General features: G+C 40.9%; 22 protein-coding genes. 17 read left to right on the top strand and 5 right to left on the bottom strand.

Annotated features, from left to right (window positions below; all coding sequences use genetic code 11):
- Positions 1–11 precede the first annotated feature (11 nt).
- The 4 genes from sufB (at position 12) to NSQ11_RS15230 (ending at position 5,046) form a co-directional block, all read left to right on the top strand.
- Positions 12–1,409, top strand: coding sequence for a Fe-S cluster assembly protein SufB (gene sufB, locus NSQ11_RS15245; protein ID WP_007500362.1), 1,398 nt, complete (start codon positions 12–14; stop codon positions 1,407–1,409).
- 614 nt (positions 1,410–2,023) lie between these two features.
- Positions 2,024–2,419, top strand: coding sequence for a hypothetical protein (locus NSQ11_RS15240; RefSeq protein WP_017368009.1), 396 nt, complete (start codon positions 2,024–2,026; stop codon positions 2,417–2,419).
- A gap of 146 nt (positions 2,420–2,565) precedes the next feature.
- The gene (locus NSQ11_RS15235) at positions 2,566–3,132 is read left to right on the top strand and encodes a TetR/AcrR family transcriptional regulator (RefSeq protein ID WP_046344428.1); all 567 of its coding nucleotides are present in this window, start codon (positions 2,566–2,568) and stop codon (positions 3,130–3,132) included.
- 57 nt (positions 3,133–3,189) lie between these two features.
- Positions 3,190–5,046, top strand: a complete 1,857-nt coding sequence (locus NSQ11_RS15230; RefSeq protein ID WP_342501150.1) for an alpha/beta fold hydrolase — start codon at positions 3,190–3,192, stop codon at positions 5,044–5,046.
- A gap of 77 nt (positions 5,047–5,123) precedes the next feature.
- On the opposite strand, the gene NSQ11_RS15225 is transcribed toward NSQ11_RS15230, so the two are convergent.
- Positions 5,124–5,768 (bottom strand): NAD(P)H-dependent oxidoreductase, encoded by a 645-nt coding sequence (locus NSQ11_RS15225; protein ID WP_056702686.1) that lies wholly within the window; start codon positions 5,766–5,768, stop codon positions 5,124–5,126.
- An 83-nt stretch (positions 5,769–5,851) separates the two neighbouring features.
- Between NSQ11_RS15225 and NSQ11_RS15220 the strand changes: the two genes are divergently transcribed.
- Positions 5,852–6,790, top strand: coding sequence for a WYL domain-containing protein (locus NSQ11_RS15220; protein ID WP_048002051.1), 939 nt, complete (start codon positions 5,852–5,854; stop codon positions 6,788–6,790).
- Positions 6,791–6,862: 72 nt separating this feature from the next.
- Here NSQ11_RS15220 and NSQ11_RS15215 read toward each other — a convergent pair whose 3' ends face one another.
- Positions 6,863–8,068, bottom strand: coding sequence for a DUF418 domain-containing protein (locus NSQ11_RS15215; RefSeq protein WP_108611709.1), 1,206 nt, complete (start codon positions 8,066–8,068; stop codon positions 6,863–6,865).
- A 236-nt stretch (positions 8,069–8,304) separates the two neighbouring features.
- Here NSQ11_RS15215 and NSQ11_RS15210 point away from each other — a divergent pair, with 236 nt between their 5' ends.
- The 9 genes from NSQ11_RS15210 (at position 8,305) to NSQ11_RS15170 (ending at position 17,114) form a co-directional block, all read left to right on the top strand.
- The gene (locus tag NSQ11_RS15210; RefSeq protein WP_048003170.1) at positions 8,305–9,000 is read left to right on the top strand and encodes a response regulator transcription factor; all 696 of its coding nucleotides are present in this window, start codon (positions 8,305–8,307) and stop codon (positions 8,998–9,000) included.
- A complete protein-coding gene (locus NSQ11_RS15205; protein WP_224558684.1) occupies positions 8,987–10,294 on the top strand; it encodes a HAMP domain-containing sensor histidine kinase in 1,308 nt (435 codons plus the stop codon). The genes NSQ11_RS15210 and NSQ11_RS15205 overlap by 14 nt, the downstream gene beginning before the upstream one ends.
- Positions 10,295–10,332: 38 nt before the next feature.
- Entirely contained in the window at positions 10,333–10,761 is a 429-nt protein-coding gene (gene psiE, locus NSQ11_RS15200; RefSeq protein WP_008346998.1) for a phosphate-starvation-inducible protein PsiE, read from the top strand.
- Between the two features lie 490 nt (positions 10,762–11,251).
- Positions 11,252–12,163, top strand: coding sequence for an alpha/beta hydrolase (locus tag NSQ11_RS15195; protein WP_210552200.1), 912 nt, complete (start codon positions 11,252–11,254; stop codon positions 12,161–12,163).
- A 71-nt stretch (positions 12,164–12,234) separates the two neighbouring features.
- Entirely contained in the window at positions 12,235–13,137 is a 903-nt protein-coding gene (locus tag NSQ11_RS15190; protein ID WP_116306163.1) for an alpha/beta fold hydrolase, read from the top strand.
- 139 nt (positions 13,138–13,276) lie between these two features.
- Positions 13,277–14,230: an iron-siderophore ABC transporter substrate-binding protein gene (locus NSQ11_RS15185; protein ID WP_025207929.1), complete on the top strand. Its 954-nt coding sequence runs from the start codon at positions 13,277–13,279 to the stop codon at positions 14,228–14,230.
- Positions 14,231–14,302: 72 nt separating this feature from the next.
- Entirely contained in the window at positions 14,303–15,319 is a 1,017-nt protein-coding gene (locus NSQ11_RS15180; protein ID WP_060832619.1) for an iron ABC transporter permease, read from the top strand.
- The gene (locus NSQ11_RS15175; RefSeq protein ID WP_035389316.1) at positions 15,312–16,349 is read left to right on the top strand and encodes an iron ABC transporter permease; all 1,038 of its coding nucleotides are present in this window, start codon (positions 15,312–15,314) and stop codon (positions 16,347–16,349) included. Before NSQ11_RS15180 ends, NSQ11_RS15175 begins: the two co-directional genes overlap by 8 nt.
- A 21-nt stretch (positions 16,350–16,370) precedes the next feature.
- The gene (locus tag NSQ11_RS15170; RefSeq protein WP_342501149.1) at positions 16,371–17,114 is read left to right on the top strand and encodes an IucA/IucC family C-terminal-domain containing protein; all 744 of its coding nucleotides are present in this window, start codon (positions 16,371–16,373) and stop codon (positions 17,112–17,114) included.
- 15 nt (positions 17,115–17,129) lie between these two features.
- Here NSQ11_RS15170 and NSQ11_RS15165 read toward each other — a convergent pair whose 3' ends face one another.
- Positions 17,130–18,008 (bottom strand): endonuclease, encoded by an 879-nt coding sequence (locus NSQ11_RS15165; RefSeq protein ID WP_046526533.1) that lies wholly within the window; start codon positions 18,006–18,008, stop codon positions 17,130–17,132.
- Positions 18,009–18,181: 173 nt separating this feature from the next.
- On the opposite strand from NSQ11_RS15165, the gene NSQ11_RS15160 reads away from it, so the two are divergent.
- Both NSQ11_RS15160 and NSQ11_RS15155 read left to right on the top strand, forming a co-directional pair.
- The gene (locus NSQ11_RS15160) at positions 18,182–19,417 is read left to right on the top strand and encodes an alanine--glyoxylate aminotransferase family protein (RefSeq protein WP_039168982.1); all 1,236 of its coding nucleotides are present in this window, start codon (positions 18,182–18,184) and stop codon (positions 19,415–19,417) included.
- Positions 19,418–19,580: 163 nt separating this feature from the next.
- Entirely contained in the window at positions 19,581–20,774 is a 1,194-nt protein-coding gene (locus NSQ11_RS15155) for a tetracycline resistance MFS efflux pump (RefSeq protein ID WP_019743815.1), read from the top strand.
- A 48-nt stretch (positions 20,775–20,822) separates the two neighbouring features.
- Here NSQ11_RS15155 and NSQ11_RS15150 read toward each other — a convergent pair whose 3' ends face one another.
- Positions 20,823–21,980: an oxalate decarboxylase family bicupin gene (locus NSQ11_RS15150; protein WP_335357963.1), complete on the bottom strand. Its 1,158-nt coding sequence runs from the start codon at positions 21,978–21,980 to the stop codon at positions 20,823–20,825.
- 64 nt (positions 21,981–22,044) lie between these two features.
- The gene (locus NSQ11_RS15145) at positions 22,045–23,217 is read right to left on the bottom strand and encodes a helix-turn-helix domain-containing protein (RefSeq protein WP_342501148.1); all 1,173 of its coding nucleotides are present in this window, start codon (positions 23,215–23,217) and stop codon (positions 22,045–22,047) included.
- Positions 23,218–23,534: 317 nt separating this feature from the next.
- Between NSQ11_RS15145 and NSQ11_RS15140 the strand changes: the two genes are divergently transcribed.
- Positions 23,535–24,386, top strand: a complete 852-nt coding sequence (locus tag NSQ11_RS15140) for a DUF72 domain-containing protein (RefSeq protein WP_311754298.1) — start codon at positions 23,535–23,537, stop codon at positions 24,384–24,386.
- Positions 24,387–24,444 lie beyond the last annotated feature (58 nt).

Genomic DNA, 24,444 nt, shown 5'->3' with positions numbered 1-24,444 from the left:
AGTGAAAATGGATGGCTAAAAAAATGCCAGATGTTGGTGAATATAAATACGGCTTTTCTGATAAAGACGTTTCCATTTTCCGTTCAGAGCGCGGACTGACAAAAGAGATCGTTGAAGAAATTTCTCGTATGAAAGAAGAGCCTCAGTGGATGCTCGACTTCCGTTTGAAATCTCTTGAGCACTTTTACAACATGCCGATGCCACAATGGGGCGGAGATCTAAATGCATTAAACTTTGATGAAATTACGTACTACGTAAAACCATCAGAACGCTCTGAGCGTTCTTGGGATGAAGTACCAGAAGAAATCAAACAAACCTTTGATAAGCTTGGAATCCCTGAAGCAGAGCAAAAGTACTTAGCAGGTGTATCTGCTCAGTACGAATCTGAAGTTGTGTATCACAACATGAAGCAAGATCTTGAAGATTTAGGCATTGTGTTTAAAGATACAGACAGTGCATTAAAAGAGAACGAAGACATCTTCCGTGAGCACTGGGCAAAAGTCATTCCTCCGACTGACAACAAATTTGCTGCGCTTAACTCGGCTGTATGGTCTGGTGGTTCATTCATCTACGTACCAAAAGGCGTAAAAGTAGATACACCACTTCAAGCATACTTCCGAATCAACTCTGAGAACATGGGTCAGTTCGAACGTACACTGATCATCGTTGATGAAGGCGCACATGTACATTACGTAGAAGGTTGTACAGCTCCAGTTTACACAACAAACTCACTTCATAGTGCGGTTGTTGAAATTATCGTGAAAAAAGGCGGCTACTGCCGTTATACAACGATTCAAAACTGGGCAAACAACGTCTTCAACCTTGTGACAAAACGTACAGTATGTGAAGAGAATGCAACAATGGAATGGATTGATGGAAACATCGGTTCTAAGCTGACAATGAAATACCCAGCGGTTATCCTAAAAGGTGAAGGCGCTCGTGGTATGACATTAAGTATTGCCCTAGCAGGTAAAGGTCAGCACCAAGATGCAGGTGCAAAAATGATTCACCTTGCACCAAACACATCTTCAACGATCGTATCGAAATCGATTTCCAAACAAGGCGGTAAAGTCACATACCGCGGAATCGTTCACTTCGGACGCAAAGCAGAGGGTGCACGCTCAAACATCGAGTGTGACACACTCATCATGGATAACAAATCAACATCTGATACGATCCCTTACAATGAAATCTTAAACGACAACATTTCATTAGAGCACGAAGCGAAGGTATCAAAAGTATCAGAAGAGCAGCTATTCTACTTGATGAGCCGCGGAATTTCTGAAGAAGAAGCAACAGAAATGATCGTCATGGGCTTCATCGAGCCATTCACAAAAGAACTGCCAATGGAATACGCCGTTGAAATGAACCGTTTGATTAAGTTTGAAATGGAAGGTTCTATTGGTTAATACAGAGGGTTGAAAATGATTGATATAAGAGGTTGATGAAGCGTGCCGAATTTGTGCCGATCAAGATGACCTTTTAGTGTATGAGACGAACTTTTTAAGTTCGTCTTTTTCTATTTCATTGGTTACATCTAAGTTGACTATGTATAAAAAAATGTAAAAAATCTTTATTGAATGATACTGGAGTTAAGATTCCTCTTTTCACTAAGAAGGTTAAAGGTAGACAAAAGTGGAAAAATCCTACATCTGGTTGGTCCATTTTAAGAGATTTTGGGAAAGGGAATTCTCATGGAGGAAGTTACTACAAATTAATGAATAAATCCGGAGAGCGTATAGCTACACTAAATAAAAGTGGTCGAGTATGAATAAAATAAGAATTGTACATAAAAGAATGAATGGAGAATGAGATATGGTTCACCTAGATTATTTACAAAGTGAATTCAATATTGATTTAATTAATGATTCCTTTAACGAGTTACCTCTAAGCCTTCATATTCAACTCGAAAAAGACATGTATCAGTTTAATGATCAAGGCCATTTAAATCCTCAATATTTTTAATAAGGTTTATAATGTTGCAATAAGTATATTTGATGAACTTTTTGGGGAGAACGATTTATTGTTCGTCGTCACAATTGTTCGAAGCGAGCATTCATTACAGAGGCCGATAGGAGTATATAGTAAGTATTCAAAAAAAATTAATAAATATAGACTCAATGTCAAAAATTCTAAAGATGAGAATGGAAAAGTCATTCAATATTCTTTAGAAACAAAAAAACAGCATATAGAGTACAAGAAAATAATCAAGGCAATATGTAATCAAGATTTTAAAAGTATGGCTCCGAGGTTCAATGACAAATATAGTAGTTATCCTGAAATTTTCTTTATAAATAAAGATTTTATTTATCATATTTATGATGACAGAGGGGCATTCTTATTATTTAAGGATGAGAGAAAGTATGAAAAATTTAAAGCAAAGTATAGTACTTTACTGGTAGGAGAAGATTATAATTAAAAGAAACTCTCTTATTGTTAGTTTCCTCATTTGCGTTTGACCGCATTGAGAAAACTTTTTCATCAAACTCTTTTCTAAATGATCATAAATACTTGCAACATATAATTTAGTACTGTATAGTTCTAATTATGACAAAGGTAAAATTAATGAATCAAAAACGTGTACTTGAAGTAGCTGCAACATTATTTTTGGAAAAAGGGTTTGCTTATACAAGTATGGATGAATTGGTACGTGTAAGCAAAGTTTCAAAGTCTAATGTGTATTATCACTTTTCTAATAAGGAGGAATTATTAGAAGGGGTCGTTGATTATTGGATTGATATGTATCAAGCTGCAATGGATGACGTACTGTCTCAGACCCAATTTTCAGTTGAAGATCGTATTCAACTGTTTTTAAAGCAATTATCACAAGGAGTTCAGGCGAGAGAGTATAAGGGCGGCTGTCCATTTATTACTCTTTATATTCAAAGTCCTGCACAGGCCACACAAATAAAAGAAAAAATAGGTCTTTTTTTTACAGGATTACAAGAGAAAGTTTCTCTATTACTGAAACAAGGGGTAGAGAACGGGGAATTCAGAGATTCGATTCAGATTGATGAGGTGGCATCACTTTTTATGACAAATCTTGAAGGAGCGTTATTTATTTCAGAAACATTGAAGGATGCCACTGTCATTACAAAAACAGCAGATCATTTATTTAACTTGCTTCGATAAAGAAGCATTTTTTTTACATCAAATTAGTACTGGTTAGTACTAAAAAGGAGACCTCATATGAAAACAGTATTTTTAATTGGTGGAACAGGCTTTATTGGAAAGCAATTAGTGAAAGAATTAGTCAAAGAGGATGTGAACATTCTTCTTTTAGTGAGGTCAAAAAGTAAAGCAACACGCATTTTTCAAGAAAGAGGCATTTTAAAAGAGGCAGTGATGCACTTTGTTGAAGGTGATTTGACGAAAGTCGATTTGGGTCTAAGTGCTGAAGATCAGGAGAGGGTATTGAAAACGGATGTGATCATTCACGCAGGAGGCCCTATGGATATTCAAGCGACAAGTAAAGAGGCAGCTTCCGCCTTTTTAAATGGCGCCAAATATATTGGTGAATTAGCTAAAAGTATTCATCAATCGAAGGGCTTGCAGCAATTTATTCATGTTGTCGGTTATATGAGTCCCTTTGATGATCAAAATAGCAAGATTGCCATCGACGTGTTTGAAGAAGGAAACGATTACTTGAAAATAAAAAATCCTTATGAGAGAACAAAGTTTTTAGCAGATCTTTATATTCGTCAGCAGGCATCAGCAGTAGGTTATCCGCTTTCTGTCATTAATCCGCCAACTGTCGTTGGTAGTAGTCAAACAGGGAGTACAGAGCAAATTGCAGGATTGGGTTTGCTTGTAAAGAGTATGCGAAGAGGGCTCATGCCGGTGATTCCTGGAGGTAAGGACTATCGGTTACCACTTATTTCAAACGATGAGTTTGCGAAGTGTATTGTACAGGTTTTCAAGTTGGAGCAGCCGGCTATTCAAACATATACACTTGTTGAAGACAAAGAGCACGATCAGAACGTTGCTGGACTATTAAGTATGATGTCAGAAAGTATGAATATGAAGGCACCAAACATCTCTGTCCCAATGCCACTGATGAAAGCTATCATGAAGAGTGGTGTAAGTAAACTCACAAACATTCCTTCTGACGGATTGAATTTTATGACAAAACGAACGTTTTCAAATGTTTCAGCGAAAAAAATAATGGGAGAAGATTGGTTTAAGAAGACGAGTGTCATGACATTTTTCCCTGCTGTAGTAGCTGATCTAGATTATCGAATGATGGCTCAAAATGGTGAGCACCAACATTTATTTAAACGAACATTATGCGATAATAACACCCTTTACCAATTACAAGGAGAGGGGAAGCCGTTTATTTTATTACATGGTTTATTGAGTGATGGAGAAGATTTATTTCCTTTAGCACAAGAGCTTCATGAGAAAACAGGTCAACCTGTATGGATCTTGGACCTTCCTGGTTTGGGGCGTTCTCCATTTAAACGAGCGAAACATCTTCTAGACATCTATTTAAATGTAGTGAAAAAAGTAATAGAGAAAGCGACGAATGGTGCACATCTAATCGGTCATTCATTCGGTGCGTATATTCTTCTAGAAGCTTTAGCACAAAATTACATAGATAAGAAGTATTCCATCACTTTACTTCAGCCGCCTGTTGCTAAACAAAAGGCAAAATCACTTCATGTTCCTCAATTTCTGAACAAATGGACATTAAGATTGGCAACGACTCATTTGATAGAGCGTTATGTATTAAGAAATGGTTTGTTTGAAAGCACGAAGAGCATCCCTGAAAATTATATTGAAAAAATCAGAAACAGCTTTACTTCTCCTAGAATTTTAAATACAACGGTTCAGCTTAACCATTTATTACGGAAAACCGATCAAGGTGACTTTAAAGAAGTTACAAAGGATAACTTACACATGATTTGGGGGGAGTATGACAGAGGCTATTCTGCGCCATCGCATCTTGGGAAGGTTGATTTTGTTCCGTATGGCCACCATTTCCCTCTTAGCCACCCGAGTGAAACGGCAGCATTAGTCATCAATAATATTTGTACTAGTAGATAGGAGTCACCCCAAAACGAAAAATAAGATTGATGACAAGTGAGCAAAATTTTTCGTTCTGGGTCTTGAAAATATAGAGGTTAACGATGTGCATAAAACGCATCTAAGGTTTTCGTCATATCATCAGATGCAGATTGTAAGATAGTCCTTTGATCTAAAATCGCTGTTCCTTGTGCCCGGACAATATGAAATTGTTGAAAACCCATCAAGTTTTGGAATATTTCCTTTAGATAATAATATGAAAATTCCAGTGGTGTGTACCGATCGTTATTTGTGAAAATTGAGCCACTTGCTTGAAGCAAAAGTACACGATAATCATCAGTCATCAGACCAACTGAACCCTCTTCTGTATACTTAAACGTTTCTCTCGCAATAAAGATATTATCTATATAATCTTTCATTCGTGAAGTCACATTGAAATTATGAACAGGTGATACAATCACAATTCGATGATGTGCTTTGAATTGAGCCAATAGAGCAGATGAAGCAGCGGCGATTTTTTCTTCGGCAGCTGTTAATGATTGTTCAGATGCTTGCTTATCCCAAATTCCTAGCAGCTGGTCTATTTCGATACGAGGAATTTCAGTTCCATATAAATGTAAAATGGTTGGTTCCTCATGAGGAAATCTTTCTTTAAACTGCTTTAAAAATAGTGTTTGCAGTTTGTTTGAATAACTTTCTCGATGAGTGAAATCTGGGTGCGCGTTAATGATTAGTGTTTGCATATACATGCTCCTTTTCTTTTGATAAACTGAGTATAAAATAAAAAGGTGACACAACATGGCACCTTTTTCAGAAGGAAAATCAAATGAAAAAATCAGAACGATTAAACCAAGAGCTTATTTTTTTAAGCGATAAATACTCATTTCAATTAAAAGATTTAGAAGCGGAATTCGGTATTTCTAAACGTACGGCTTTAAGAGATATGGAAGAGCTAGAGTCCATGGGCTTAGCTTTTTATGTTGAAAATGGCAGACATGGAGGATATCGGCTCGTGAATCAATCTCCATTGGTTCCGATCTATTTTCAAATAGATGAAGTTCAAGCCATTTTTTTCGCTCTTAAAGCCCTAGATCTGTTGTCAGCAACACCGTTTAAAAAGTCTTACTCACAGATTCGTCAAAAACTGTTTGCTACAATGTCTGATGAGAGAAAACATCGGATCACGGAGATTTTGGATGTGATTCATTACTATCATGTCGCGCCAGTGAGTGAACAAAATCATTTGGATTTGATATTGCAGGCAATGATGGAAGATCAAATCGTGAAGATGACATACACTCAATATGAACATAAAAGGATCAGGCTACAATTTCTTGAGTTGTTTTATCGAAATGGAATTTGGTTTACCGAAGCATTTGATGTTCAGAATAAAAAGTGGGGCGTCTACAGATGTGATTGTATGACGGACATGATGATCGAAGAAGAAACGAAAGACACTTTTACGAAGGAAGAATTAAAAGCACTGCAGCTCGAGTACGAAAAAACTTATCATGATATCTCTTTTAAATGTCGATTAACGGAACAAGGGAAAGAGAAGTTTTTGAAGAATCATTATCCGAATATGAGATTGGAGATCATTGATGATACGCCTTATATTGTAGGGGGGTACAACCAAGAAGAATTATCGTATATGACTCACTATTTGATCTCATTTGGGAAACATATCAAAATTGAATACCCCGATGAATTAAAAGAGAGTTATTTGACTCAATTGCGAGAAATGATGGATCAATATATAAAATGAACGGATTGTATCTGAAACACAAAAACTCAACACATGAAAAAAGGCGAACTGTCGTAATTCGCCTTTTTTCTATTACTTCGCCGCCTGAAATGTATTTGTTTTCGATTTGTCATTGATCTTTCCATACGTCAGCTGACGCCAGATAAATTCCATCGGTCCAGACTTAAATCGCTTTAACCATAACGTACTGAAAAGGACAAGGAAGGCATACACGCCAATGCCAATGAAGAACGTACCAGCGGGTTGAAGATGATCTGCAAGTCCGGCTCCATATTTCAGAAACAGCACTGTTCCAATGATCGAGTGAAGCAAATAGCAGGTCAGGGACATCCGTCCGACCTTGGTAAAAATCATCAAAGCACCTCGCAGCTGAGGAACATGCAAAAACAGCATCGCAAGTGAACTCATATAGAACATACTGCCAGTCAATCCCCCATTTTGCTCAAGTGCAGAGACAATGTTCATCCATGGCGTATGTTCAAAAGGGGTGACCGCTGTCATAATCGTACTGCCTTGTGTGATAAGAAAAGCGATTGTACAAATCATCCAAATACGATTCCAAATCGCTTTTTTCGTCTCCATGTTTTTGAAAAACGACATTTTCACAAAATACACACCAAGTAAAAACATGAAGAACATGGAATAGACGGTGGAAAATGAGCTCGAAGCCATCGTGAACATATCTGTCCACCGGTCACCTATCGATGCTAAATAAGTCAGACTGTTGTGACTGTTCAATTCAAAATCGGCAAAATCCGGCTTGCCTGATGATCCTGTTCTGATGGTGTTGAGCAGCATTGAGAAAAGAGGCGTGAGCAATTGAATCACAAAGAGTGTGATCAGCCAGTACAGGATGGTTTTGGCTGTGCGTTTGTAAAAGAAAAGCAGTAAGAAGCCCGCGACAGCATAATAGGTTAAAATATCTCCAATCCATACAAACGTGACATGCAGAAGACCAATCCCTAAGAGAATGGTTAATCTGCGAGCAAACAACTTGTTCGGGCTGTCCACCTTTTGAGCGGCTCGATCCATAAATATCATAAAACCAACCCCGAATAGAAAAGAAAATAACGTAATGAATTTCCCTGAGGCGAACCAATTCACCAAGTTGTGAAATACATCATTAGACTCCATCTCAAATCCCTTGACCGAATCCACAATCAAAAAATAGTTGACCAAAATAATCCCCATTAAGGCGAATCCTCGTACGATATCCAAAAAATGCACCCGTTCTTTGAGACTCATTGGTTGTCCGTGTTCTACTTTGCTTACATTCATATTAATGCTCCTTTTCATGTATTGGATCTAAAGATAGATCCTTCAATGAATCAATATACAGGTCAATTCTTAATCATTTATGAAGATCCAATTTTTTGAAAATAAATGTGACAACTTGATGGCAATTGATCATATTCATAAACACTTAAGATTTATGGTGTATCTTTTCACATAGCTAGATGATATATAGTAATAACATATAAGAATGAAGTCATGGAGGATGAGGTGAGAGAGATATGACCCATCGAATATTAGTTGTAGAGGATGATCAGGATATTGGTGACCTGTTGCAGGAATCTCTGACACGTACAGGGTATGAGGTGTTGAGAGCCATGAATGGCAAGCAGGCATTGCATGTTGTAGATGATTCGCTGGATTTGGTGATTTTGGATGTCATGATGCCAGGTATCTCCGGTATAGAAACGTGCCAGCAAATAAGAGCCTCCTCAAACGTTCCCATTTTATTTCTGACAGCCAGATCAAGTACATTGGATAAGACAGAAGGATTACTCGCTGGCGGAGATGATTATATGACAAAACCTTTTTCAGAGGAGGAGCTTCACGCTAGGGTCATGGCGCAATTGCGCAGATATACCATCTATCAGGAAAAAAAAGAACAGGAAGAAACCTATTTAGTTGGCGGTAGCCTGAAGTTGAGTGAAGAATTTAATGAAGTGTGGAAAAGTGGCCAGCAAATCAAGTTATCTGATTTAGAATATCGGATATTAAAACTGCTCATGAACAAGCGAAACAAAATATTTTCTGCTCAAAATATTTATGAAAGCGTGTGGGGGCAGCCTTATTTTTATTGTTCAAACAATACGGTCATGGTGCATATCCGAAAGCTGCGTGCCAAAATTGAGGATGACCCGGCTCATCCCGTGTATATCAAAACAGAATGGGGGAGAGGATACCGGTTTGGCACATCGTAAATATACGCTGACCCAAAAGCTGTCACTACTTATATTAGTCGCTGTCATCGTAAGTGGTATTGTCTTTTTGACATTGCAAAAGATCACCGATCACCTGATCGAAGGATATTTGAGTTCAGATGAGTATAATCAGGCAGAGTCAGCCAGATACATCCAAAAATTCAACCGCTACGTTTCAGAACATGAGCTAACTTCAACGGATCGAAAAGCATTCGGTGAGTGGGTGAAAAAAGAAGATTATATTAATCTCACTGTTTACAAAGATGAAGTACTTCAATATGACTCGATTTACTCTGTCGCTGACCAATCGGCCTATGGGAAAGAAAAGGTGACCGACTACGCAAAGCGTCATTCTTACCCGGTTCAATTTAGCGACGGAGAAGGTAGGGTTATGGTAGACGGGTTTTACTCATCTCGATATCACGATCTCGCCTTTACACTAGAACTGCTTGGTGCAACACTCATTTTTCTCCTGATTGTGCTTGTTGGCATTCGCCGAAGTCTGCGTTACTTGCAAACGATCCGTGAAGAGATTCATATTCTTGAAGGCGGTGAGCTCGATTATGAGATGACAGTGAAGGGGCATGATGAATTGGCCATGATTGCAAAGAGCATTGAGGATTTAAGAACAGCCTTTTTGGACAAGCTTCAGGCTATTGATGATCTGCAGGAAGAGAGCCGCAGCTTGGTGACCGAAATGTCGCATGATATGAGAACCCCGCTGACATCACTGATCATGAATCTGGAATTTGCGAAAAAAGAGGAGGCTCTAGCGGATACACGCAAGGAGCAATATATAGCGAGTGCATATGGAAAAGCACTGCAATTAAAGAACCTGTCTGATCATCTATTTGCCTATTTTCTGCTTGATAAAGAGCACGAGTCAGAGCTTGAAACCGTTGCAGTCAAAGAAGTGATTTATGATCTTCTATCAGATCAGGTCGCTCTGCTGCATCAGGAGAATTTCAAGGTCCATATTTTAGGCGAAATGCCGGATAGCTATATCAATGTGAATGTCGAGGAGCTTGGCAGAGTATTTGATAATGTGATGTCTAACTTACGTAAATACGCAGATCCTGAAAAGGACATTCAGATCACTTTTTTATCCGACCAAGATGTTTTTGAAATCCATGTGAGCAATGCGATAAAAAAGACAGACAACATCCCGGAAAGCAATGGACTCGGGGAACGAAGCATCAAGCGGATGATGTCCCGAATGCATGGACAGTTTGAAAGTGTAGAAAAACACGATACCTACTACATCGTATTGCGATTTTGGAATACCAAAATGTAGAGAGCAAAAACAACATCATGGAATGGGGAAACAATCTGATGAAACGATTCAACAATTTCCAAAAGGTACCTGATCTTCTGCAAGCCCTTCTGAATATCTGCCTGTTCTTTCTAGCGATTGCGCTAAGCGTACTCTTAATTAGTGAAACATGGTACATCGTGCAATTCGTCTATAAAACATTGTTTAACAAAGGAGAAAGCTATTATGGAATGCTTGGCGAGCTGCTGATCTTCTTTATGTATTTTGAATTTATCGCCTTAATTATTAAATACTTTAAATCCAACTTTCATTTTCCGCTGCGCTATTTTATTTATATTGGCATCACAGCTGTCATCCGTTTGATTATCATTGATCATGAACAAGCCGTATCGACATTCTGGTGGGCACTGGCCATTCTTGCGATGACCTGTGCACTCTTTATCGCGAGCAAAAGAGATACTGCTCATGAGCATGAGGAAGTGAAGTGAGGAAGAAGAAGGACGAGTGGTCAACACTCGTCTCAGCATGTAGACAAACCCTCGCATTCGGTGTCAGTCCTGCGCTTCGGTGCTCACGAATGTCAAATTCGCTCCGCGCCGATGCTCGTCCTTCCTAGGGCTGCAAAGGTTTTCTATCACGCTGAAAAGAAGACAAAGGGCTAAAATCAAGTTCATTTTAGCCCTTTGTCAACAATCTGGGACGAGTGGTCAACACTCGTCTTTTTTGTGTTTAAATGAACAGTTTTTGAATATGTGTTGATTAATGAACAATGATTGAAAGATTGACAATTGATGATGATGTATCTAGAAAATATAATATAAATAGACAGGTGTTCATAAATGAATAGATGTATAGAAAAAGTATTCTGTCCAAAGCAGTTAACGGATTCACAAGTTCTTATGTTATGCTTTAGAAAAAGAGAAACCATTCTTTTCCTAGACATTGATTGTCATCATTCTATCTATAGGGGTCGATCGTATGCGAAGTATTCAAAGTTTGTTTGTTGAATGGTTACTTGTACTTACAAAGAAGAAACTAAATGTTGAGGGGTATTTAGAAGAACGAAGAATGGCGAATCAATTACCTTATGTGCTGCCTGAGAAGTTGAAAAAGAAATATCACATCACCAAAAGCAGCACGTTTTCAGTCGATACGTACATGTTGAAATCAGATGTGCAGCCAGATGATCATCAGGTGCTATTTTTACATGGAGGAGGCTATATTGAGCAGCCGCTCGTATGGCATTGGCGTTTCTTGGATCGATTGACGAAGCAATTAAATAGTACGGTGTATGTGCCAGTTTATCCAAAAGCACCGAATCATCAGTATATGGATGCAATCGAGAGTGTTCTCCCAGTTTACCAAGCTCTTTTAGAAAAAGGAACACCAGAAAAAATCGTCATCATGGGTGATTCTGCTGGCGGCGGTTTATCGCTCGCCTTTGCTCAATACTTAGCAAAAAAAGGTCTCCCGCAGCCTGGAAACATGATTCTATTATCACCATGGCTTGATGTGACATTAAGTCATCCTGATATCGCTAAAATGGTTCCAAAAGAGCCAATGCTCAACCTAGATTTACTGATCGAGTCGGGCAAAACCTATGCAGGTGATACAGATGAAACACATCATTTGATCAGCCCGATCTATGGAGAAATCAAATCGTTAGGACGAATTTCTGTTTTTATTGGCACTCATGAATTCTTTCTCCCAGATGCCCGGAAATTCAAAGAGATGGCAGACAAGCAGGGTGTTCCCATCAACTATATCGAATACCCAAAAATGAATCACGTCTTTCCTGTCTTCCCTATTCCCGAAGCGAACCAAGCGTTAAAACAAATTGTCGCTATTATTGAGAGCGAGACTTTCCCTTTGAGGGATATGACAAAATAGGATGCGAACATGAGAATGGCCAGCAATGCTCTAGTCATTCTCGTTTCTAATTGGAGGATCAAAAGTTAATTATGAACGAAACAGAACCGTTCTCATTTACAAGTATGCAGGAAGTAGCTCCTGTAGCTATTCCAGAAAGACAGTTCATTCAATCACATGACGGCATACGTCTTGCTTATTATCCGTTTTTATCAGAAACAAACACGCAGACCAATGTGATCATCATTCATGGCGGAGGCGCTCACAGCTTGGCTGGTTATGAGCATATTGCCTATACATTGCAACATGATTTTCACGTGAATGTGTTTTTGCTGGATTTGAGAGGTCACGGACATTCTGGAGGAAAAAAGGGAGATACACCCAAAGTCACTGACGTATGGCAAGATATTTCGCAAGTTGTGGATGTCATCAAACAGCAGCACGAAGGAGCACTTTATCTTTGTGGTCATTCCTCTGGAGCTGGATTGCTGCTTCAATATCTATCTTGGGGTGAAAAAAGAAAAGTAGACGGTTACTTTTTTATTGCTCCTGAATTTGGCTACAAATCTGACACAGCGAAGTCTAATCAAGTCCCTTTTGCCACAGTTCAAGTTTGGAAATTTGTGCTATCTGCGATGACAAAAGGAAGGCTGATGGGGCATTCAGAAGCTGTACGATTTCACTACCCAGCATGGGTAATTGCACAAGATCCACTTCTTTTAACAGGCATCACCATCAATATGGCTCTTGCCTTAACGCCATCTGCACCTCAAAAACAATTTGCAAGGCTGGACCAGCCTTATGGCATGTTTGTTGGAAGCGAGGATGAGTTATACGACGTAGACAAATTTCATCCGTATCTGGCGCTTCCAAATCAGCAGGTGAAAAATCAATCTGTTTACCAAGTGATAGAAAACCATACTCATTTGTCCATTTTACTAGAATCGGGAAAAAAGATTGGGCATACAATCCAAATGTGGAAAAGTTCCAATTAACCTGAACAACTAGTCAACACTCTACCTTTTTCTTAAAAATTTACATTGACACCATCCTTTTCTATGATAAAATCATAGTGTGATAATGAGAATCGTTATCAAACGATGTGACTACATATAGAATGGATAGGTGAGGTACATGTTCAAAAAATCTTTTTGGTCGCTATTAGTTGTGCTCTCCATCGTATTACTTGCGGCTTGTGGCAGTAATAGCAGTGAAGGCAAGTCAGATAGTAATGAGAAAACAAGAACCGTTGAAAGCGCTATCGGTTCAACTGAAATTAAAGGATCGCCTAAACGTGTGGTGACGTTGTATCAAGGAGCAACGGATGCAGCCGTCGCTATGGGCATTAAACCAGTGGGTGTTGTAGAATCTTGGCTTGAAGCACCTACGTATAAATATTTAAGAGATGATTTAAAGGGTGTCAAAATTGTTGGGCAGGAAACACAACCAAACTTAGAAGAAATTGAAAAGCTGAAGCCAGATGTCATCTTTGCATCAAAGATTCGCCACGAAGAAATATTTGATCAGCTGAAAGAAATCGCGCCAACTGTTGCAACTGACACAGTGTATACTTTTAAAGATACAGTAAAGTTAATGGGTGAAGCGCTAGATCAGCAAGATAAATCAAAAGAATTGCTGACGAAGTGGGATGACCGTGTCGCTGATTTCAAAGAAAAGGCGAAAAAGGACATTAAAAACTGGCCATTGAATGTCGCAGTTGTTAATTTCCGAGCGGATCATACGCGAATCTACCAAACTGGATTTGCAGGTTCGATTTTGACAGAGTTAGGATTTGAAGGGCCTAAGAATATTAAAGATAAAAAACTAGATGTTGTCCAATTAACAGACAAGGAAAGCATTCCACAAATGAATGCGGATGTGATCTACTATTTCATAGGTGAACAAGACAAGGCTGCTGAAAAAACATATAAAGAGTGGACAAGTCATCCTTTATGGAAACAGCTTGACGCAGTCAAAGCAAAAGAAGTGCATAAAGTGGATGAAATCACTTGGAACATGGCAGGCGGAATCATTGCTGCAAACATGATGCTTGATGATATTTATGATCGTCTAGGAATTGATCAATAAGTAGAACGGAGGAGAAAATGTGAACATGCCATTTTCTCCTTTTTTCCATAACAGATTGAAAGCGGGAATCAGATGAGAAGTTTATTAGAAAAGGATTCAAGCAAGGCACTGCTATTTGCTGGATTCATCGTATTGATGTTGGTCTTTTTTATGCTCAGTATTTCTCTTGGGCAAACCTCCATTCCCCTCAAAGCCACTATCCATGCGTTTCTTCAGTTCGATGAGTCAGATCCAAACAGTGTGATTGTCATGACATCCAGATTATCAAGAGCTTTAATTGCAACGGTCGTTGGATCAAGTCTAGCGATTTCAGGTGCACTCATGCAGGCATTGACGAGGAATCCGCTGGCTGCACCAGATCTTTTAGGTATTAATGCAGGTGGACTCTTTTTTATTGTGATTTCGATTGTTTTCTTTTCTACCGAGTCGTTAACAGGTTATATGTGGACGGCCTTTTTAGGCGCTGCCATTGCAGGTATGCTCGTCTTTCTTCTAGGCTCCATTGGAAGAGACGGACTGACACCGGTCAAAATTGTACTCGCAGGTGCTGCGATATCTGCTCTGTTTGCGTCCTTTACTCAAGGACTTTTAATCGTGAATGAACAGTCCATTCAAAGCATCCTGTTCTGGATGGCTGGTTCAGTGTCAGGAAGAAGTATAGATATGCTGCTGCCTGTGCTGCCTTATATTCTTGGGGCAACTGTGGTGGCGCTGCTTCTTGGCCGCTCGATCAATGTCCTTTTATCGGGTGATGATATTGCGAAAGGGCTTGGCCAGCGTACGCTTCTTTTGAAGATGACGATGGGGGTACTTGTCGTCTTTTTAGCAGGAGGTTCCGTCGCTGTTGCAGGATCCATTGGATTTGTTGGTTTTCTTGTGCCGCATATTGTGAAAAAGCTCGTTGGACCTGACCACCGCTGGGTACTGCCGTATTGTGCCGTTGTAGGGGCGTCGCTTTTACTTGTCGCAGATCTTGCCGCTCGTTTTCTGATCATGCCGCAGGAAGTACCGATTGGTGTCATGACGGCGGTAGCAGGAGCGCCTCTATTTGTTTATCTCGTGCGCAAGGGGTTGAAGACAGGTGGCTAAAACATATACAGTGCGTTCAAAGGGCGGACGCATTTCATTTCAATTTTCAAAGCGGACGTTTTTGATTTTACTATTATTGACAGGCATTGCCTTTGGTTTATTTATTCTGAGCCTTTGTATGGGCAGCCGGTTTATTCCGCCTACGGATGTGCTGCTGCATATCTTCGGACAAGGCGAGGGAAATACGTTTGTATTAAATACGTTGAGGATTCCAAGGACCCTGCTTGCGGTTTTAGTGGGAGCGGCACTTGCGGTATCGGGGCTTATTTTACAAGGTCTCATTCGAAATCCGCTTGCATCGCCTGACATCATAGGAATTACGAGCGGTGCGTCGTTTGGCGCCATTATGTTCATCGTCTTTTGGATGGGCACTGTGCCTATTGCTTATCAGTCGTTGTGGGCCATTGCAGGCGCTTTTGCGGTATCATGCCTGATTTATTTGCTTTCATGGAAAAAAGGCGTCAAGCCGATCACGCTCGTCTTGATGGGGATTGGGATTTCCGCCATTATGAAGGCGTGTGTGACGTTTACTCTTGTGCTCAGCGATACGATGACCACGACCAAGTCATACATCTGGCTGACGGGCAGTTTATATGGTTCTACAATGAAGGACGTCATCGCAATGCTTCCTTGGGTATTGATGATTTTACCGATTGTCATGGTGCTTGCAAGAACGATGAATGTGAAGGAGCTTGGAGATGATCTTGCAACAGGTCTCGGGGTCAAGGTTCAGGCGAAGCGGTTATTCTTTCTACTGATGAGTGTGACATTAGCCGGTATTGCCGTTGCATTCGCAGGTGGTATTGAATTTGTCGGACTGATGGCGCCGCATGTTGCAAGGATGATCATCGGTCGTTCCTTTATTGCGCTTGTTCCAGCATCTGCGCTTGTTGGAAGTATTCTCGTGATGCTGGCAGACTTAGTTGCGAGAACGGCCTTTCTTCCGTTAGATGTCCCGGCAGGTGTGTTTACGGCGGCGATTGGCGCACCGTTCTTTATTTATTTGTTATATCAACAGCGAAATCGTTAAACGAAAGATGGGGGTTTTGATATGAAGCCAGAGTGGGTTGAGAGAGAATTACTTGATTTCGGGGTACACATCACAAATGGACCAATGACATCTGATCGCACACTTGCTGCGCTTTTTTCAGAAGCATCTATCAGACGTTTATTAGAAGCTGAAAAGGAAGCGATGCATGCACCGAATATAGCAGTGGCGGCGTCCATGTTTTCAAAACGCTATGCCTATTTAGCTGTTAGTTCTACTTTGTACTTGATGACGATGTATGATGCTGTCTACCGGTTTTCACCAGAGGCGTGTGTCTTTAGAGAAGATCGTAAAATTGAGCTAGATGAAACGCTCTGTTCTTTTGTTCAGTTAGAAGGAGATCATCATGAGTGGAGAGAGCAGGTCGTCCGCACGCTATTTACGCAGTGTGTCACACCTCTTTTAGATGTATTGAAACGTACTTCAAGACTTCCGTATTCAATTTTATGGGAAAATGTAGCGGTACGTATCAATTCTCTTTACCGTAGCATGATGCGAGAAACGGAAGAGCCTAAAATGAAAGAGCGCATACGGGAGGATTATTTGTTTCTGAAGAAGGCGTCGGGTGATCTTTTCGGAGCGAAGCAAAATCCTTTTCAGCACAGCTTAAATTTAGAGGAAAGTTTGCTAGACACATCAAATCGAAAGACTTGCTGTATGTATTATAAGCTTGAGAAGAAATCGGAAAGTCTTGATTATTGTCTCGTCTGTCCGCTTGAAAAAAAGAAAGGCACTGCTTGCTCATAGCAGTGCCTCTCTTTTTTATTCCCAAATATCGCTTACCCATTCAGGGTGATCAATGAAAGGATTGCGATTGTGCTGGTACGTTTGATAGATGATTTCGTTACGATTCCGTTCGATTTGATCGACTGGATCTTGCTTGTGCCATTTCAATAGGACAGACATTTTGCCGTGAAGAGGGGCGCTTCCATTATTCACTTTGTTGTTCAATTCTAAATCTGGGAAACGGTCATCACCTTCATATCGGACGGCCATATAAAAGAGCATTCTTGCTACATCTCCTTTCACCCGGCTATGAGGTTCAAATGAGTCGCTGTCGTAGAAGTTACCCGGCGCTCCCTTGTATTCATTTCCGCCTATATCAAAATCTAAATTTCCTCGTGTGCTATTCGTTTGTACGTCTGTTGCCCGAAGGTGATGGAGATCTGTACCAGGTCCCTGGCTCGTCCCAAAATTGCCGTGAGATTTAGCCCACACATGCTCCCGGTTCCACTGTCCCACGTTTCCTCCATTTGCTTGCTTTGACCTGGAGATACCGCTATAGAGCAAGAGCACATTGCTTGGATTTTTTGGATCTTCATCCGTTTTCTTTAATGCATCCCAAACCTGGCTGTAGGATAGCTGCGTATGATCATCAATAATATCGTGTAATGCTTTCTTAAGAGCAGGCCCAGATTTGCCAGCAGCAGATTGGTAATAGGAATCAATTTGACTTGAAGCGGTTGTTTTCGCTTGTTGAGCAGATGTTTCGGTTTGAAGCTGTAACGGGGAAAAGGTGATGGTTTGACTCGGTTCATTCAGAGTAAAGCCTTGAGCATTTGCAGCGGGAGGCAACGGAGCGGCAAATGTACCGAAAATCATGATTCCGGCGGCCACAGTTCCAAATAAAGATCTTTTCATTCTATTTCCTCCTTCATAGGGAATGTATACTCTTTAGTTCTATCATATTGCCATAAAGAAATAAATGGATTTATCGTAAATTTTATGTAATTAATTCGTAAGAAAAGAGATTGCTATTTTATCAGCATTGCTGTATAAGTGGGCATATAAGGATGGACACAGCAAGGGAGAGGATGGATAACGTGAAAGAACTACACACACCTACTAGAACAATTATGACACCAGGACCTGTCGAAGTAGATCCGAGAGTCCTTCGGGTGATGAGTACACCAATTCTTGGTCAATTTGATCCTGCATTTACAGAGATCATGAATGAAACGATGACCTTATTACGATCACTTTTTCAAACAGAAAATGAATGGGCTTATCCAATTGATGGGACGTCCCGCTCAGGACTTGAAGCTGTGCTTGCCAGTGTGATCGAGCCCGGAGATGTCATGCTCGTTCCGGTTTTTGGACGCTTCGGTCATTTGCTGATTGAAATTGGACAGCGCTATGGTGCTGAGGTACATACAATGGAATGTGAATGGGGAACGGTTTTTAAGCAAGACGACATCATCGCAGAGATGCATCAAGTCAAGCCGAAAATTGTTGCGATGGTTCACGGTGAAACATCTACCGGAAGATTACAGCCGCTTGAGAAAATTGGTGAAGCATGCCGGGCGCTTGATGCGCTTTTTATTGTAGACGCTGTGGCGACAATTGGTGGTGTCGAGGTCAAGGTAGACGAATGGAAAATCGATGCGGCAATTGGGGGCTCGCAGAAATGCTTGTCTGTTCCATCAGGGATGTCACCGATCACATATAATGAACGAGTGGCAGACGTCGTACAATCGAGAAAGAAAGTAGAAAAAGGGATTGCAACACAGGACGAACTGCAAAAACAGGTAGACATTTCTCCAATCAAAAGCAATTACTTTGATCTAAGCCAGCTGCAAGATTATTGGAGCCCGAGGCGGTTAAATCATCATACAGAAGCGACAACGATGCTTTATGCACTGAGAGAAGGGGTTCGACTTGTGCTAGAGGAAGGTCTGGAGGAACGTTTTCAGCGCCACTTGTTTCATGAGAAGGCTTTAATGGCAGGACTTGAAGCGATGGGGCTTGAATTATTTGGTGATCCAGACTGCAAAATGCCGGTCGTGACGTGTATCGTCATTCCAAATGATATCGACGGAGAAGCGGTCCGGGCTGATCTTCTTCATCATTTTGGAATTGAAATTGCGAGTTCATTTGGGCCGCTTGCAGGACGGATATGGAGAATTGGCTCAATGGGCTATAGCTGCCGAAAGGAAAATATTCTATTTGTTTTAGCAGGCCTTGAAGCCATCTTGATGAAGTACGGAGCAGCCATCAATTGTGGCGCCGGGTTACAGGCGGCTCTTTCCATCTATGAACAAGCTGAATAAAAAAGGGATACTCAAAATACTCGCCACCAGCGGGTATTTTTTATTTGGGAAAAAACGCTGTTTTTTGAAAAACTAGACTTATAGAGAGCGATATAGCTATACTGAAGAAGTTCTTATCATTTTTGTCATCATTTTCATTTATTTTGAAGAAAGAGGTTTTAATATGAAAAAAATGGGCAGATTGTACATTTTGATGCTCAATATTTTTATTGCCATGCTTGGATTTGGTCTGATCGTTCCTGTCATGCCAAGTTATATTGAAGCCTTTGGCGCAACTGGGAAAACACTTGGTTTCCTCGTTGCTGCAACTGGCCTCACACAATTTGCTTTATCACCCGTCGCCGGAGCGCTGACTGATCGATTTGGACGCAGAAAATTGATTATTGCCGGGATTGCCGGCTTTACGGTAGCTCAATTTATTTTTGCATTTGCCGATCAGCTTTGGATGCTGTTTGTGTCTCGGTTTTTAGGCGGAGCTGCTGGTGCGCTGCTGATGCCCGCCATGTTTGCCTACATTGCTGATATCACAAGTGAAAAGGATCGAGGGAAAGGAATGGGGCTATTTAGTGCAGCAATGACGTTAGGCTTTGTCATTGGACCGGGTGTTGGGGGTTATTTGGTTGAGTTTGGGATTGCTTTTCCTTTCCTCATCGCTGGTTCCTTTGCAGCCCTGTCGACGCTGTTGTCTTTCTTGTTCTTACCTGAAACTTTAACAAAGGAAAAGCAGGAAGAAGCACGATTGAATAAAGAGCTTCATTTCAATCCTTTTACGCAGATGATTCAGGCTTTAAAAACACCATACGGTTTTTTGTTTATCTTGGCCTTTGTTTTGAATTTCGGAATCATTCATTTTGAATCGATCTTTGGCTTATATGTGGACCAAAAACATGGCTTTACACCGAAGGATATTGCATTTGTCATTACAGTAGCTGGACTTGCGGGTGTCATCGTTCAAGGTGCTTTAGTAAATACCTTTGTGAAACGATTTGGCGAAATGCGTGTCGTCCGTTATGCCCTTTTAGCTGCGGCGTTTATGCTGATCGCCTGCCGCTTTGCTCCTTCCTTTTGGCTCATTTTTACGGGCTCCATTTTATTTTTATCAGCCACCTCGTTTGTTCGTCCAGCTCTTAATACATTACTTTCTAAAATGGCAGGGAATCAGCAGGGGGTAGCAGGCGGCCTCAATACCTCCTTTATGAGCCTTGCGAATATCGTCGGGCCAAGTCTTGCGGGTATTTTATTTGATGTGAATATTGAGCTGCCATTTATGTTTGGAACGCTGGTGCTTTGTATGAGTTTCATTGCTTCTATTTTATGGGCGAAAAAAGCGCAGCAACATTCCCATGCCGTATCGTAATGACAGCATAGAAAAAACCGATCAGCACAAATGGATCGGTTTTTTTCGTCATCGCTCATACTTCACAACTGGTGATTTTTCTTTATGCAACGCATGAATCAATGCATCGTCTACATGCAAATGCTCCTTCACTAATTGAGGAGGGGTTAAGGCCATCCATTGGTTCAATGAAATATCAGCAAATCGATCGCTTTTAAACATTTCTAGAAACCAAAGGCTCGTTTGCCCGATATTTTGTATGTAATGCCCCATCCCGAAAGGAACATAACCAACATCACCTGCTCTGTAATTAAAAGTGCGAGCTGTCCCGCCTGCCCCAAAAACCGTCATTTTGGCTGTACCGGTTAAATAGTATTGCCACTCATCATTATTCGGGTGCCAGTGCATTTCTCTCATCCCGCCAGGTTTTACCTCCACAAGTGCAGCAGCAATGGTTTTAGATACTGGAAAATTGCGTGAGTCGACGATTCGCACGGTTCCACCAGCGGTCACGATTGGCTTTTGACGAAGGAGCTGGTGGGTAAATGGCGGTTTGATGCCGCCGTATGGATCAGAGACTGTTTGGCTTTCAATGGATGCCGGTGAAGAGCCTTGGAACATATAGCGCTGTTTATGTGGAATGCGGTCAAACAGCTTGATTGGCACGCCGAAATTAGCAGAAAGAATGTTTTTTGGTGTATGAGCAAACCAGTCTGTGATGGTGAACGTATCAAATTCAGAAAAAGCACCATCATCAAACACAAGGAGAAACTCACAGCCATCCTCAAGACCTTGAATGGAGTGCGGAATACCGGGCGGGAAATACCACAAGTCTCCTTCTTCTACATCAGCGATCATATTCCGTCCTTCTGCATCTACAGATGTGATCCGGGCTTTGCCTAAAATCATATATGCCCATTCCGCCTGCTTATGCCAATGAAGCTCACGAACACCTCCGCGCGTAAGCCGCATGTTCACACCAGCAATCGTTGTTGAAACAGGCAGCTCTCGCTCAGTAATTTCCCTCGACCAGCCGCCATGATTCAAGTGCATATGTGTATCAGAATATGAAAATTTTAAATTAGGAATCGTCCCCGCATCCGTTTTAGGGGGAACGAACATATCTGGGTTCTCCAAATCGCGCAGAACGTCTCGCGGGCCTAAATCGGTTGCGCCGGCTTCATCGTCTCGAATCGGTTGCGGGATGTGACGAATCTCCTCATCCATTTGACACCACTCCTTGTCATTCACATTTCTCCTCCAAAATATATGAGGCGTAAGAAAAAAAGATTCAATTGGAATCGTATGAAAGGTGCTTTTGAATCCGCAAAGCTAAGCGCAAGCGCAATGTTGCGTCAGGATCTTTTAGGCTGATCTGAAGCAGTTCTTCACATTTCTCCAGTCGATATATCACGGTGTTGCGATGAACAGATAAACGCTTGGCTGTTTCTGAAATATGGCAATGTGTTTCGACATAAACAGATAAGGTGTGGAGAAGGTTTGGATCGACTTGTGGTTGTTCATGTAATGGGTGGAGGTACTGCTCATAGAATGTTGTTAAATCTTTTGCTGGGATGAGCTTCAGTAAATCTGACACATCTTTTGCTTGATAGAACTGAATATATTCAGCTCGTAATGAGAGCTGGGCTGATTGCAGAGCATGGACAGCTTCACTGAATCCTTTTGGCAGATCGGTGATGAGATAACCGCTTAAGCTTACACCAAAGGAAATGGTGGCATTCACATGCTGTTTAATAAGGATCTGCATTTGTTTTAAAAAAGAGCAGATCGATTTGTTCATTGCCTGCCAGCCGCCAGTCTCTTCTATAAGGAAGATGCCGATATCTCCTTTGACAAAAAGAAAGGCGGGAAATGGACAGTGCGAAAGGGTGCTTTCAAGTAAAGCAAACACATCATCTACAAGGGTTTGCTGCTTAAGGAAACAAGAGAAATGACTGCTCTGATCAAGTTGACAGACGATACATAGATAGGGAATCGTTGTGTTTAATCCAAACATGCGTGTTAGGCGGGTGACATCTTGCTCTGGGAAAATCGTGCCCTCCATCCATTTGCGAAACCATTCATTTTTGGCTCGCTCTGTCGATTGCTTGATGGCATGTTGTTTGATGCGTGAAATGGACATGGCATTTACAGCTTGTTCAATTATCAAATGCAGCCCCATGTCGTCTTGAGGATGAATGAAGGCGGGAACGACTAAATAATCATAAGCTTGTTCGTTTATATAGATAGGAAAAACAGAAACGCTTTCTTTTGAATGAACCATAGAAAAATAATGCTGCTGCGTACCGTGAAACAAGCGGAGCATTTGCATCCAATCTGGGTTTGTCATACCTTGGGATGAGGTGAAAAGAATACGTCCATACTGATTGATCAAATAGACAGGCTGATGAATTCTAAGGGCCACTTTTTGCAATGCTTCAACATGATGATCGACAATGTTCATATCCACTCATTCTCCTTTTTTTAGAGCTTAAGCCTTTGGTGAAGATGAATAAAAAAATGGACAATCGCTGTCAAAGTCTCTGATATCAATATTATGTTATCAGCTCCATTCAATTTAGATAGAAAGTTGTGATGTAATATCACAAAAAAGATGGCAGGATAAAAACACGTCACATCAGTCATCTTCATTCAGAAAAATGGGTAAATATGATATGTTGTAGACAGAAGAATTTCTTTCAGAAAGATGGGTATCCCAAGAAACAAAGACTTTCAATGGGAAAATCCGTTTAGACAAGCAAGTGGCAAGAGGTGAGATAGATGATTTATATCGGATTAACTGGTTGGGGCGATCATGACAGTCTGTACCCGCCGAGAATCGGCAGCTCTCAAAAGCTGTTTCACTACGCATCAACGTTTCCCATTGTGGAACTGGATGCAAGCTTTTATGCTGTTCAGCCTGAGCGCAACCATGAAAAATGGATAAAAGATACGCCAGACGCCTTTCAATTTGTCGTGAAAGCATATCAAGGAATGACCGGGCATCAAAGAGGCGAGATCCCGTTTGCTTCAAAGGAAGAAATGTTTGATGCCTTTATTCTTTCACTGACTCCTCTCATTCGAGCAGGGAAACTGGCGATGGTTCTGTTTCAATTTCCACCATGGTTTGATTGCAAAAAGGAGCACGTCCACTATTTAAGATGGTGTAAGGAGAAGATGGGGGACATTCCTTGTGCACTTGAATTCCGAAACCGGACTTGGTTTTCAGATGAGTTTTATGAACAAACCTTATCCTTTATGGAGAAAGAAGGGTGGATTCATTCCGTCTGTGATGAACCGCAAGTCGGAGAAGGGTCTATACCGCCAGTCATAAAAGCCACACACCGTGACAAAACATTGGTCCGTTTCCACGGAAGAAATAAACAAGGTTGGCTTCACCCGGCAGATTATGAGAACTGGCGTGAAGTTCGTTACTTATATTTATATAATGAAGCTGAACTAAAGGAATGGAAAAAGAACCTCGACATCCTGCATCAGCAGTCGAAAGATGTATATGTCGTATTTAATAATAACTCAGGCGGAGATGCGGCGACGAATGGCCAGCAAATGATTGATTTGCTGGATTTGACGTATTCAAGCTTATCCCCGAAGCAGTTAGATTTATTTAGTTAAACGAGAGCTGCGGCTTTCAACTTGAACGAGACGGTTCAGTGACAACTTGAGGGAGAGA

The organism is Bacillus sp. FSL W7-1582 (assembly GCF_038593325.1).
In the GTDB taxonomy this organism is placed as follows: domain Bacteria; phylum Bacillota; class Bacilli; order Bacillales; family Bacillaceae; genus Bacillus; species Bacillus altitudinis.
This window is presented reverse-complemented; position numbering and strand designations above follow the sequence as displayed.

Bases quoted from the DNA above. Each gene is read 5' to 3' on its own strand.
- sufB (WP_007500362.1), top strand. From the start codon at position 12: ATGGCTAAAAAAATGCCAGATGTTGGTGAATATAAATACGGCTTTTCT.
- NSQ11_RS15235 (WP_046344428.1), top strand. From the start codon at position 2,566: ATGAATCAAAAACGTGTACTTGAAGTAGCTGCAACATTATTTTTGGAA.
- NSQ11_RS15230 (WP_342501150.1), top strand. From the start codon at position 3,190: ATGAAAACAGTATTTTTAATTGGTGGAACAGGCTTTATTGGAAAGCAA.
- NSQ11_RS15225 (WP_056702686.1), bottom strand. From the start codon at position 5,768: ATGCAAACACTAATCATTAACGCGCACCCAGATTTCACTCATCGAGAA.
- NSQ11_RS15220 (WP_048002051.1), top strand. From the start codon at position 5,852: ATGAAAAAATCAGAACGATTAAACCAAGAGCTTATTTTTTTAAGCGAT.
- NSQ11_RS15215 (WP_108611709.1), bottom strand. From the start codon at position 8,068: ATGAATGTAAGCAAAGTAGAACACGGACAACCAATGAGTCTCAAAGAA.
- NSQ11_RS15210 (WP_048003170.1), top strand. From the start codon at position 8,305: ATGACCCATCGAATATTAGTTGTAGAGGATGATCAGGATATTGGTGAC.
- psiE (WP_008346998.1), top strand. From the start codon at position 10,333: ATGAAACGATTCAACAATTTCCAAAAGGTACCTGATCTTCTGCAAGCC.
- NSQ11_RS15195 (WP_210552200.1), top strand. From the start codon at position 11,252: ATGCGAAGTATTCAAAGTTTGTTTGTTGAATGGTTACTTGTACTTACA.
- NSQ11_RS15190 (WP_116306163.1), top strand. From the start codon at position 12,235: ATGAACGAAACAGAACCGTTCTCATTTACAAGTATGCAGGAAGTAGCT.
- NSQ11_RS15185 (WP_025207929.1), top strand. From the start codon at position 13,277: ATGTTCAAAAAATCTTTTTGGTCGCTATTAGTTGTGCTCTCCATCGTA.
- NSQ11_RS15180 (WP_060832619.1), top strand. From the start codon at position 14,303: ATGAGAAGTTTATTAGAAAAGGATTCAAGCAAGGCACTGCTATTTGCT.
- NSQ11_RS15170 (WP_342501149.1), top strand. From the start codon at position 16,371: ATGAAGCCAGAGTGGGTTGAGAGAGAATTACTTGATTTCGGGGTACAC.
- NSQ11_RS15165 (WP_046526533.1), bottom strand. From the start codon at position 18,008: ATGAAAAGATCTTTATTTGGAACTGTGGCCGCCGGAATCATGATTTTC.
- NSQ11_RS15160 (WP_039168982.1), top strand. From the start codon at position 18,182: ATGGATAACGTGAAAGAACTACACACACCTACTAGAACAATTATGACA.
- NSQ11_RS15155 (WP_019743815.1), top strand. From the start codon at position 19,581: ATGAAAAAAATGGGCAGATTGTACATTTTGATGCTCAATATTTTTATT.
- NSQ11_RS15150 (WP_335357963.1), bottom strand. From the start codon at position 21,980: ATGGATGAGGAGATTCGTCACATCCCGCAACCGATTCGAGACGATGAA.
- NSQ11_RS15145 (WP_342501148.1), bottom strand. From the start codon at position 23,217: ATGAACATTGTCGATCATCATGTTGAAGCATTGCAAAAAGTGGCCCTT.
- NSQ11_RS15140 (WP_311754298.1), top strand. From the start codon at position 23,535: ATGATTTATATCGGATTAACTGGTTGGGGCGATCATGACAGTCTGTAC.